Source organism: Acinetobacter gyllenbergii, from assembly GCF_001682515.1.
Taxonomy (GTDB): domain Bacteria; phylum Pseudomonadota; class Gammaproteobacteria; order Pseudomonadales; family Moraxellaceae; genus Acinetobacter; species Acinetobacter gyllenbergii.
Genome location: NZ_KV575269.1, coordinates 161,476 through 171,932 on the forward strand (window position 1 = coordinate 161,476; position 10,457 = coordinate 171,932).

Here is a 10,457-nt window from a genome sequence, read left to right on the forward strand (position 1 = left end):
GAGGGATTATTAAAATCTCGACACACCAAATCGTGTTGGATTGAGTTCACGTTGTTGTGCTTCATAAATAGTTTGTAATAAAAAGATCAGTACTTTACGGGTATCTCTTGGGTCGATGATGCCATCGTCATGCAGCATTGCAGTATTGAATAAAGCAGTCGACTGCTGTTCCAATTTCATTGCTGTACTTTGTTCCAAGAAATCCAGCATCTGCGGATTCGGTTCCATCCCAGAGGCTTTTTGCTTGCCCTCAGCCACGATACGCAAGACTTTGCCTGCTTGTGCCGCGCCCATCACCGCCACATGCGAATTGGGCCATGCAAAAATAAATTGCGGAGATAAACTGCGGCCACACATGGCATAGTTACCTGCGCCGTAAGAGCCTGCCACCACAATCGAGATTTTTGGCACAGTTGCATTGGCTACAGCCTGAATCAGCTTAGAACCATGCTTGATAATACCGTTCTGCTCCGCATCGGTTCCGACCATAAAACCTGTGGTATTGTGCAAGAATAAGAGTGGACGTTGGGTCTGTTCACACAGATGAATAAATTGCGCTGCTTTAGCTGCCCCTTGTGGGGTAATCGGCCCATTATTGGTAATAATGCCGATATGCAGTCCCCCCATTTTTGCCCAACCACAAATAGTTAAGGCATCATATTCCTGTTTAAATTCCAGAAAATCCGAATCATCAATGATCCGTGCAATGATTTCTTTCATATCAAAAGGTTGCTTCGGATCTTGCGGGACAATACCTAACAGCTCTTCAGCCGCATAACGCGGTTCTTTATAATGCTGATTCGATTGTGCGGTCTGTTCTTTCCAATTGAGATGTTCAAAAATTTCACGCGCTAAACGAATACCATCAGCATCATTCTCCGCAAGATATTCCGCCACGCCTGAAACTTGGGTATGCATTTCTGCACCACCCAGTTCTTCCGCAGTCGCCACTTCGCCTGTTGCAGCCAATAACAACGGTGGGCCCGCCAATAACATTTCTGTTTGCTTGCGGACTGCAATCACATAGTCAGACAAACCTGGTTGATAAGCACCACCCGCAGTTGCGTTGCCATGCACCACAGCGACTTGGGGAATCCCTGCCGCAGACAATCGTGCCTGATTGGCAAAGGTCATACCGCCATAAGTAAAGACTTCAGCCGCATAGTTCAGGTTTGCCCCGCCACTTTCCGTCAATGTCACCATTGGCAACTTTTGTTCTAATGCAATCTTTTGCAGGCGCAGGGTTTTATGTACTCCCATCGGTGACATGGTGCCACCCTTGATTGCACTGTTACTGGCAGAGACTAAGGCACGTACACCACTGACAAAACCAATGCCAGCAATTACCCCGCCACCGGCTTCGGAACCATCTTTATCGTCATGCATGTTGTAGCCAACCAAGCCACACAACTCGACAAAAGGTGAATCGGCATCTAACAGTAAACGAATACGCTCATGCGGCAAGATTTTGCCTTTCTTGTCGAACTTGGGTTTTGCTGCATAAGACTTATCAATACTTTTTTGCTGCACCGCACGAACTTCAGCCAACTGCGTTAATAAAGCCTCTCGATTTTGCTCATATTGTTCACTACCTACAGCAATTTCAGATTGGAGAATACTCATTGTTTAGTCTCCATCCGTTTTGAATATGTCAGGGATAAAAGCACGATGGAAACCATTAAAAGCGTCATTATTGGTCGCATCAGCTAATGGATACATCCGTGTGCCTTGTGATGCCGCCCCATCAATGCGAAGGGTGACACCCGAAACAAAAGCCGCAGCATCGGAGAGTAAATAACAAATTGCGGAAGAGATTTCAGACTCAGTACCCATACGTTTTAACGGAACATTACTCGCCAAACTTGGAATGATCACTTTGGCAAAATCACCACTATAGTTGTCCATGCCCGAAGAAATAATCCAACCTGGTGCAACTGCATTGACACGTACACCCGACTTGCCCCATTCAACCGAAGCTGTTTTAGTGAGATTATCGACCCCTGAACGTGCTGCACCCGAATGCCCCATACCAGGCATACCACCCCACATGTCTGCGGTCATATTGACGATGCTACCGCCATGTTTTGCCATCCACTGGTTATAAGCTTCACGCATCAAGTAAAAGGTTGAATGCAAGTTATTACGGACCACAGCATCAAAGCCATTGGCAGAAATATTCTCTAATGCAGAAGGAAATTGTCCACCCGCGTTATTGACTAATCCATCGAGCTGACCAAATTTTTCCAGTACCTCAGCAATCATGTTTTTGACTTGCTCTTCATCACGATTGTCACAGACAATAAAATGGACTTTGCCCCCATCCTCCAGAATTTCTTGGCTAACCTTTTCCAGTTTTTCAACTTTACGTCCTGTGATGACAACTTGCGCCCCCAAAGAAGCCAACTCATGTGCAGTACAACGGCCAATGCCAGAACCACCACCTGTAACGATCACTACTTTGTCAGCAAATGCATCTGTCCTGAAAATTGATTGATAACCCATGTTTACATCCTTAATATTTTTCTAACAGTTGTGCTGGCACTTTCACCGGCATATCCAATAATTGCTGTGCAAAGGCTTTGCCCTGCGGATCAATCCGCAAACTGGCAATCCCTCCACCACCCAATGCATTTTCCAACATGAAATTCAGCGCATGCATTGCAGGCAATTCGTAACGAATCACCTTTGATTTCTCTGGGTCAAGAACATGCTGCATATACGCGGCGACATTGGCTTCTGTCAGTGCCGCGCGAATCCAAGGTAAATATTCAGCCTTGCGCGCGATCACCCCAATATTGCTATGATTGCCCTTATCGCCACTGCGTGCATGTGCTACCTCAATTAAAGGAACTTCAATCTCATCGCCTTGATACGCGCCTACGTCACCAACGAGATGCTGCGCATAATCCTGTGAAGATTGTCCAACGGGGATCTGAACGGGATAACGTTGTCCTGAAAAATCGACTTCGACTTTTAATTGATCTTTATCAATTAGGAACGAGAACAGCTTCACCACAGCGGATGCCTTAGGTCGACCGCCGACGATTCCCGCCAATGCAGGTGCCATGCCTGTTGAGGCTTGGGCAATTTCAGACGCAAAGAACATACAAGCTTCTTTAAATAGATGTTTTACCGCGATCTTAACCACCACTTCACGACTGTCTTTCACTTTCGCATGTGTACCATAGGTGCTTTCAATGCCAAGAATTTCAACAGATTTTTCACTAAACGGAGGAACTGAACGCAGTGCCAAAACCCGTTCACATTTGTTGATAATGGCATCCGCAATCACTTGTGCTTTTTCTGGTGCTTCCCGACCTGCAATCAAGAAACTGACCAAGACACGATAACCATCGGCATAGGTGGCACTGACTTTATATTGCTGAGTTGGCGCACGACCTGTTGCTCCTGTCACTTTGACTCGATGCTCTCCCACCTGTTCTAAATGCACTTGGCTAAAATCAGCGCTTACATCTGGTAAAAGATAGGCTTGCGGATTGCCAATTTCATAGACAATCTGCTCTGCTACCGTTGCAGTTGAAACGAGGCCACCTGTCCCTTTCGGCTTGGTCACGATAAATGAAGCATCAGCACTGACCTCTACGATTGGAAAGCCCATGTTGTCAAAGCCTTGAACCAGACGCCAATCGGTAAAATTACCACCAGTACATTGTGCACCGCATTCGATCACATGCCCTGCCAATGAACCTTGTGCCAGCTTGTCATAATCATCCAGTGACCATTTGTATTCATGTAATAATGGGGCAAGCACAACTGCTGAATCGACCACACGGCCTGTAATCACAATATCTGCACCCAAATCTAAAGCATCGCGAATCGCAACAGCACCTAAATAGGCATTGCTACTAGCAACATGCGCAGGCAAGGCATCACCATTAAACATTTCCTGAACATTTTGGGTGAGTAATTCACCATGCTTGGGCAATACATCATCACCCAGTACCACTGCGACTTTTAAATCTAAGCCTTTTTCATCAATGATTTTCTGTAAGGCATCACGGCAAGCCAGTGGATTCACCCCACCTGCATTGCTGATCACTTTTATTTTTTTCTCAGAAATTTTATTGATCAGTGGTGACATCACTCGGCTAACAAAATCCAGCGCATAACCATGACTTGGATCCATCATCATCGCCTTGGCCATAATCGACATGGTGATTTCTGACAGATAATCAAAGACTAGATAATCAATATCACTCAGATGCACCAACTGAAATGCAGCAGTATTGGTATCGCCCCAAAACCCTGATGCACACCCAATCTTGACTACCCTCTGGTCATCCTGTTTGACAGTTGTCATGCGCTTTCTCATTGTTATTGCTAAAAACGCCTTAACATTACCAAGCAAGTGCTTGGTTTGTAAAGTACATAATGCTATGCTGTATTGGCAAAAATAGACAAACTCAAGCAAATGCTTGTTATAAAAAGATAAGACAATGCATCAAATGAATTTTGTTACAATAGACTTTAGATTAAACGGGATAGACGAATAGGCATGATCGCAACCTCAATTGAGCAAATACCCAAGATTGTTTGTTTTGATGACAGTCCACGTGGACGCTTACTGCAAGGTGCTGCCTATCTATTTTATAAGCAAGGTTATGATAAAACCACGGTTCGTCAGCTCGGTGAGTTTATTGGCATTCAATCGGGCAGCCTGTTTCATCATTTTAAAAGTAAGGATGAGATTCTGGCGACAGTGATGGAACAAACCATCATTTATAACTTTGCCCGTTTAAAGGAAGCAGCTGAACGCTCAACCGATCCTGAACAGCAATTACGTCATCTCATTAAAGCGGAGTTACTCTCGATTGCAGGTGATACAGGCGCTGCGATGGCGGTTTTAGTACACGAATGGTTTGCGCTTTCTAAAGAAAAACAAGACTACCTTTTAAAAATGCGTAATGAATACGAGCAAGTTTGGCTGGATGTGATTGAAAAACTACGCGCCCAAGGTAAAGTCAAACATGATGCTTTTATTTGGCGTCGTTTGCTCGGTGGTTCGATTTCTTGGACAGTGACATGGTACAAACCCGAAGGCAAAGTCAAAATTGATGAATTGACTGAAATGGTTTGGGAAATGGCGGTGAAATGAGTCCAGTCTATTTGCGTAAGCCTCAACCCACTGATTTAGCCGAAATCAAACATGCCTACCAAAATAGTATTCAACTGCATCAACCATGGACCTATCCACCAGCTGATTTTGAACACTACCTCGTGCAAGAACATCGTTATTTTGTCTGTTTAACAGAAAATCACGCCATTGTTGGCACCTTTAATATCTCGAATATTGTTTGTGGTTACTTTCATTCTGCTTATTTAGGTTACGAAGCCTTTCATCCTTATGCAGGACATGGCTATATGCGACAAGGGTTGCAACTGGTTTTACACGAAGCATTTCAAACACTGAATCTACATCGACTAGAAGCCAATATCCAACCAGACAATCTGCCCTCTATTCGCCTTGTGGCACAGGCAGGTTTTATAAAAGAAGGCTTTTCTCGCCAGTATCTACGAGTGGGCGGAAAAGAATGGAAAGATCATGAACGTTGGGCAATTTTAAATGCCGATTGGACCGATAAAAAATATCAGGCATTCTAAAAAATTGATTCCAATTTAAGCACGACACAGCTTATCGCTCACGTCTATTTATCTATATTCGTTGTATTAGAAAGCTGCTATTGTTGTTAAACATCAAACGATTATAAGAATTAGTAACAATGAATCCCGTACAACATGCCAATATATCGGTGAAACGTCGTGGGGGCGAGCTTGAAGATTATATTGATATTCATGCTCTAATCGACAGCACCAAAATGTTGTGTACAGACAATCGCCATCGTATCTTGCATACCTTTTGGGGTGTTCAAGAAGTGATTATTCCAATCTTTGGGCATCATTTCGAAAATAGTGCAGGCAAAAGCATCGAGGTGAAAGACCTGTGTGAAAAAGACCACCTATTGGTTGATTTCCATCATCGTTTTATTCCAACTTTAGGTGATTTTGTTGCAGCGATGCAGGATATCCCTACAGATGGATTGGCGAAACGCTTAGAGAAGTTCCATGCTGATGTGATTAATGATCCAAAGCTGTCAGCAACCCTGCTCTCGCCATTATCGGTGACGGGACAATTAAAGTCTTTGCTGATTACCCATAATAGTTGGTTTATCAATAGCATTCTTCCGATGATGGGAAAAGGTGAAGCCAAATTTATTGATTTTGATATTCGTCCTGATTTCTTTTTCAATCCGATGCGTTTTGAACTCTGGATGGACAATGGCATGGCTGTGCCACCGAGTGCAGCTAAGCTGCAAGACTTAAAAACTAAAATTGCTTAACTTAAGGGGAAATAAAAATGAGCAATATCCAATACGTAATTCGTCAAAATGACTTTGCTTATAATGACGAATGGCATCTGACCAACTGCGTTTCAACTGGGGCAATCAAACAAATTTATACAGATAAAGTTGAAGCAGAAAAGGCCTATAAAACCTTAGTTGTTGAGGGCTTATATTATGATGAACTCTGTAACTATGACATCGGCAATGGTGAAGTAGATGATGAGGTCTACGAAAAACTTGAAGCTTTGGTATTAGAAAAAACAGGCAAAAAATTTGATATCGAAGATGGTGAAATTCCGAAACTGAATGAAGATGATGCTTTCGAATTTGCCCAAATTTCAGGTATTGTCTGGTATCAACTTTTAGAAGTCGATGCGTCACAGCCTTGCTATGTCCTCTGGATCAACTCAGAAGAAGACTATTTTTCTGGCTATGAAACTGGCAGTATTATTTCTAGCCAAGATGAGAACTTTAGTGATGTTTCGTGGGAATCCAATATTTATGCGATGGACTATGAGTTCGAAGCCTTGATGGATAAACCCCTTGCAGAGCTGAGCGATAGCCCATTGTTATTGAAACAGTTTATCGAGCAAACTGCGGATATTCGCTATGATGCTGAAAAAGATAGCATCGAAGGTATTGCACTCGACAATATAAAATTTATTGATATCAAAGCATTAAATTCATTTCTAAAACAACCTATCTTTGAAATCCGTCAGATTTCTTTAGAAGAATTGGCTGAACTCGAATAAATCTCAAAATGAAAAAAGTGCGGTGTTCTAACCGCACTTTTAATGATATTTAGAACAGTTTTAATAGCCCAACTGTTTACTAATTAAATCCTTCATAATTTCTTCTGCACCTCCACCAATCATATTCACTTTCACTTCACGATAAATACGTTCGGACTTAGTACCGCGCATAAAGCCCATGCCTCCGAGTGTTTGTACCGCAGCATCGGCACAGAATTGCATGGTTTGAGTCGCAACATTCTTAAGCATACAAATCTGGGCAATCAGTTCACTGCCTTGCAATTCTGGCTTACCCAAGCGATAAGCAGTATCCTCGAGTAAAGTACGGGTTGCCGTCAGACGAGTGGCCATGTCCACTAACTTATGACGCATCACCTGATGATCGACCAAACGCTTACCGAAAGTTTGGCGTTGCTGTGCCCAATCCAATGCTTCCTCATAACAAGTCAGGGCAAAACCATAACTACTGGCTGCAAGAAAAAAACGCTCCATATTGAAGTTATTCATAATCACCAGAAAGCCCATATTTTCAGGGCCCAATAAATGGCTAGCAGGCACTTTGACATTGTCAAAATGCAAATGTGCCGTATCGGATGCCCACCATCCCATCTTATCCAGTTTAGTTTTACTGATCCCTGCACTATGTGCATCAATCAACAGCATAGATATACCATTTGCGCCTTTCGCATTCGGATCGGTACGTACAGCCACTGAGTAATAATCCGCTCGCATCCCTGAAGTGATAAAAGTTTTTTCGCCACTCACCAGAAAATAATCACCTTCACGCACTGCCTTGGTTTTAAGAGAAGCGACATCTGAACCGCCGCCTGGCTCAGTAATCGCCAGTGCCGAAATTTTTTCACCCGATAGAATTTGAGGGAGTACCTCAGCTTTAACATCTTCATTGGCAAAGTGCTGGATGGGTGGCGCACCAATGGTATGTGACAGTAAAGAGGCTGCTAAGCCACCTGAAGCGCATTTTGCTAACTCAATCGAAGATAACAAGGTATAAAATGCATCTGTCCCCGCAATCCCACCATACTGCTCTTCAAATCCTAATCCCAATAGACCAATATCTGCAGCTTTCTTATAGAGCTCTCGCGGAAAGGTTTCACTTTCATCCCATTCATTGATAAAAGGCGAAATTTCTTTTTCAACAAAACGTCGAATACTCTTGGCAAATTCAAGATGCTGCTCATTGTAGTACAAAGGATTAAGGTGCATATTCTGCTTCCTAGCAATTATTGATCATTGTTTATTGAATGAGCACTAAAGTAGCAAAACCAGAAAAACCAAGCAAGCGCTTGGCTCAATTAAAAATTAAAAAATATGCAAAAGTGGAGGTCTAATCATAAAACTATATTTTTAATCGACCACGAAACCCACGGGTCGCATAATAAGATTGAGCACCATTATGATAAGTAAAGACTCGGCCATAACGGCTATCACAGAAAATTGCACCACCCAATTTACGTACATCTTCTGGGGTTTTGACCCAACTTGAGGTTTTTAAATCAAAATGTTCAACTGACTGTAACTGCCTATATTGCTCTTCTGTGAGCAATTCAATACCCATTGCCTCAGCAAGCTCAATCGCATTGTTTTCGGGCTTATGTTCTTTACGCGCATCTAAAGCAGCACGATCATAACAAAGGCTTCTACGCCCTTTTGGTGTTTCTACAGCAAAATCATAAAAGATGATTTCACTTGATTCAGAATCAAGTGAAACGATATCTGGCTCTCCCCCCGTTTCTTCCATTTGACTGAGCGACCATAACTTTTCTGCTTGCTGCTGTAATCGCTCCTCGATATCAACCCAATTCAAGCCTTTGTGACGATGCATATTCTTTTCAAAACGTTTTTTCAATATGTCCAGTAACTCTGTCGCTTGTTCAGACTCTAACTTCTTATTCTTAGTCATTTTTTATACTCTAGATTTTATGATTACACTGAGCGTCCATCAAAAGGATTGATTTTGAGGCTTTCCAAATTTAAATTTTCAATACATCGAACATTAATGGCATAGATCTGATTCCCTTGCGGATCGATACCTGTTGCATAAGGATGAATCCCACAGATCTTACAGAAATGATGATCGATCATATGTTTATTAAACTGGTAGCTCGCTAAAGCATCTTCTTGAATTGAAATATCAACCTGATCCCTAGGTAAAAACCATAACAATGAACCTTTTCGTTGGCAAATCGAACAGTTACATGACAAAGCCTCGGTTAACTCACCTTGTGCAACCAAGGTAATTTTTCCACAATGACAACTTCCTTTATATTCCATCTTATTTTCCTTTTTATAATGTTCTACTGTATTAAACAAAGCTGTTTAAATGATGTCCACATAATTTAGTTATTTCTTTGGTGATAAGAACATATCAGTTGATGCCGCCATTGAAATTCTAATCGAGCTAAAGCACCAACAAAGACCGCCTCTCCAGCAAGATGGATCACTGCAAAGATTGTCATTTCTTGCCAAAATCGCCAAAGCATAAACAAACAAACCACGACCCAGATGCTATTTGCGATCGCCAAGATATTGATGAGCAACAGTGAGCGTTTTTTATAATTGGCTAGTGCAAATGAATAGCATGCATATAAGAGATTAATGCAACCAATGAAAATGACGACATGCTTAGGTAAATGATAAAGCTGACTGAACCATTCGCCAGCGAACAACACAATCAAGCCTGCGGATGCAGCCGCAGTACAATCTACCCATAAAATTTGCTTGGCAATCTTCATTTTTTGAATGCTCTTTTTATTTTAAGTTTAAGTCAATCATATTTAAAACATCTTGCCGCTTTTCCAATACAGCACTAGCTCCAAAAATATTGGCACTGTCGGCACTTCATTCCATTTTTATAAGAAAAGAGTGGAAAACCTAGCAGTAGAAAAACCACATAAGCAGGACGTTTACCTTCTGTATACGGTTGTATATCGGTACTGCCACAATGAGGACAGCTTTCACTTGCTGCTCCAAACTGTTGTTCTACTTCTTGGCTAAAATCTTGAGCAAGTAATGCTTTAGCCTCTTCAGCATAGCTTTCAGGAACTAATAGTCGCACACCACCTAAAGCATTGGAGTAAAGCCAATCCATATTAATCGTATGTTCATTTTCAATACGTGCTGGAATTTCAGCTGCTTCTAATTGCGTTTTGGCAATTTGAGCCTCGTAGGGAAATGAAAAGCTTTGTACAACGATCCAAGTCATATCAGAAAGCCCTTAAAACAATCAGTATATAAAATTCTTTGCAATAAAAAACACCCCCTCAGCGTAAGCGGAGGGGGTGTTTAGTATTTAAAAGCTGGCGATGACTTACTCTCACATGGC

At 42.2% G+C, this 10,457-nt stretch carries 12 protein-coding genes; 4 read left to right on the forward strand and 8 right to left on the reverse strand.

Going from position 1 to position 10,457, the window contains the following annotated elements:
- Positions 1-9 precede the first annotated feature (9 nt).
- Genes NG55_RS17905 through NG55_RS17915 form a run of 3 tightly spaced genes read right to left on the reverse strand, consistent with a single transcriptional unit; the run spans position 10 to position 4,321 of the window.
- The gene (locus NG55_RS17905; protein WP_065344001.1) at positions 10-1,623 is read right to left on the reverse strand and encodes an acyl-CoA carboxylase subunit beta; all 1,614 of its coding nucleotides are present in this window, start codon (positions 1,621-1,623) and stop codon (positions 10-12) included.
- Between the two features lie 3 nt (positions 1,624-1,626).
- Positions 1,627-2,502 (reverse strand): SDR family oxidoreductase, encoded by an 876-nt coding sequence (locus NG55_RS17910; protein ID WP_065344002.1) that lies wholly within the window; start codon positions 2,500-2,502, stop codon positions 1,627-1,629.
- A gap of 10 nt (positions 2,503-2,512) precedes the next feature.
- Positions 2,513-4,321: an acyclic terpene utilization AtuA family protein gene (locus tag NG55_RS17915; protein ID WP_065344003.1), complete on the reverse strand. Its 1,809-nt coding sequence runs from the start codon at positions 4,319-4,321 to the stop codon at positions 2,513-2,515.
- 195 nt (positions 4,322-4,516) lie between these two features.
- On the opposite strand from NG55_RS17915, the gene NG55_RS17920 reads away from it, so the two are divergent.
- The 4 genes from NG55_RS17920 (at position 4,517) to NG55_RS17935 (ending at position 7,114) form a co-directional block, all read left to right on the forward strand.
- Positions 4,517-5,116: a TetR/AcrR family transcriptional regulator gene (locus NG55_RS17920; protein WP_005259673.1), complete on the forward strand. Its 600-nt coding sequence runs from the start codon at positions 4,517-4,519 to the stop codon at positions 5,114-5,116.
- Positions 5,113-5,622, forward strand: a complete 510-nt coding sequence (locus tag NG55_RS17925; RefSeq protein ID WP_065344004.1) for a GNAT family N-acetyltransferase — start codon at positions 5,113-5,115, stop codon at positions 5,620-5,622. The genes NG55_RS17920 and NG55_RS17925 overlap by 4 nt, the downstream gene beginning before the upstream one ends.
- Before the next feature lie 119 nt (positions 5,623-5,741).
- The gene (locus tag NG55_RS17930; RefSeq protein ID WP_065344005.1) at positions 5,742-6,359 is read left to right on the forward strand and encodes a DUF6915 family protein; all 618 of its coding nucleotides are present in this window, start codon (positions 5,742-5,744) and stop codon (positions 6,357-6,359) included.
- A gap of 17 nt (positions 6,360-6,376) precedes the next feature.
- Positions 6,377-7,114 (forward strand): hypothetical protein, encoded by a 738-nt coding sequence (locus tag NG55_RS17935; RefSeq protein WP_016540750.1) that lies wholly within the window; start codon positions 6,377-6,379, stop codon positions 7,112-7,114.
- Positions 7,115-7,174: 60 nt separating this feature from the next.
- On the opposite strand, the gene NG55_RS17940 is transcribed toward NG55_RS17935, so the two are convergent.
- The 5 genes from NG55_RS17940 to NG55_RS17960 all read right to left on the reverse strand — a co-directional run bounded on the left by NG55_RS17940 (position 7,175) and on the right by NG55_RS17960 (position 10,337).
- Positions 7,175-8,338: an acyl-CoA dehydrogenase family protein gene (locus NG55_RS17940; protein WP_065344006.1), complete on the reverse strand. Its 1,164-nt coding sequence runs from the start codon at positions 8,336-8,338 to the stop codon at positions 7,175-7,177.
- A 133-nt stretch (positions 8,339-8,471) separates the two neighbouring features.
- Positions 8,472-9,035 (reverse strand): DUF4256 domain-containing protein, encoded by a 564-nt coding sequence (locus NG55_RS17945; RefSeq protein ID WP_065344007.1) that lies wholly within the window; start codon positions 9,033-9,035, stop codon positions 8,472-8,474.
- 23 nt (positions 9,036-9,058) lie between these two features.
- Entirely contained in the window at positions 9,059-9,406 is a 348-nt protein-coding gene (locus NG55_RS17950) for a GFA family protein (RefSeq protein WP_065344008.1), read from the reverse strand.
- A 65-nt stretch (positions 9,407-9,471) separates the two neighbouring features.
- Positions 9,472-9,867 (reverse strand): hypothetical protein, encoded by a 396-nt coding sequence (locus NG55_RS17955; RefSeq protein WP_065344009.1) that lies wholly within the window; start codon positions 9,865-9,867, stop codon positions 9,472-9,474.
- Positions 9,868-9,941: 74 nt separating this feature from the next.
- Positions 9,942-10,337 carry a putative signal transducing protein gene (locus NG55_RS17960; protein WP_016540755.1) on the reverse strand — a complete coding sequence of 132 codons (396 nt, stop codon included), beginning with the start codon at positions 10,335-10,337 and terminating at the stop codon, positions 9,942-9,944.
- Between the last annotated feature and the right edge of the window lie 120 nt (positions 10,338-10,457).

Bases quoted from the DNA above. Each gene is read 5' to 3' on its own strand.
- NG55_RS17930 (WP_065344005.1), top strand. From the start codon at position 5,742: ATGAATCCCGTACAACATGCCAATATATCGGTGAAACGTCGTGGGGGC.
- NG55_RS17945 (WP_065344007.1), bottom strand. From the start codon at position 9,035: ATGACTAAGAATAAGAAGTTAGAGTCTGAACAAGCGACAGAGTTACTG.
- NG55_RS17920 (WP_005259673.1), top strand. From the start codon at position 4,517: ATGATCGCAACCTCAATTGAGCAAATACCCAAGATTGTTTGTTTTGAT.
- NG55_RS17940 (WP_065344006.1), bottom strand. From the start codon at position 8,338: ATGCACCTTAATCCTTTGTACTACAATGAGCAGCATCTTGAATTTGCC.
- NG55_RS17925 (WP_065344004.1), top strand. From the start codon at position 5,113: ATGAGTCCAGTCTATTTGCGTAAGCCTCAACCCACTGATTTAGCCGAA.
- NG55_RS17915 (WP_065344003.1), bottom strand. From the start codon at position 4,321: ATGACAACTGTCAAACAGGATGACCAGAGGGTAGTCAAGATTGGGTGT.
- NG55_RS17955 (WP_065344009.1), bottom strand. From the start codon at position 9,867: ATGAAGATTGCCAAGCAAATTTTATGGGTAGATTGTACTGCGGCTGCA.
- NG55_RS17960 (WP_016540755.1), bottom strand. From the start codon at position 10,337: ATGACTTGGATCGTTGTACAAAGCTTTTCATTTCCCTACGAGGCTCAA.
- NG55_RS17910 (WP_065344002.1), bottom strand. From the start codon at position 2,502: ATGGGTTATCAATCAATTTTCAGGACAGATGCATTTGCTGACAAAGTA.
- NG55_RS17935 (WP_016540750.1), top strand. From the start codon at position 6,377: ATGAGCAATATCCAATACGTAATTCGTCAAAATGACTTTGCTTATAAT.
- NG55_RS17905 (WP_065344001.1), bottom strand. From the start codon at position 1,623: ATGAGTATTCTCCAATCTGAAATTGCTGTAGGTAGTGAACAATATGAG.
- NG55_RS17950 (WP_065344008.1), bottom strand. From the start codon at position 9,406: ATGGAATATAAAGGAAGTTGTCATTGTGGAAAAATTACCTTGGTTGCA.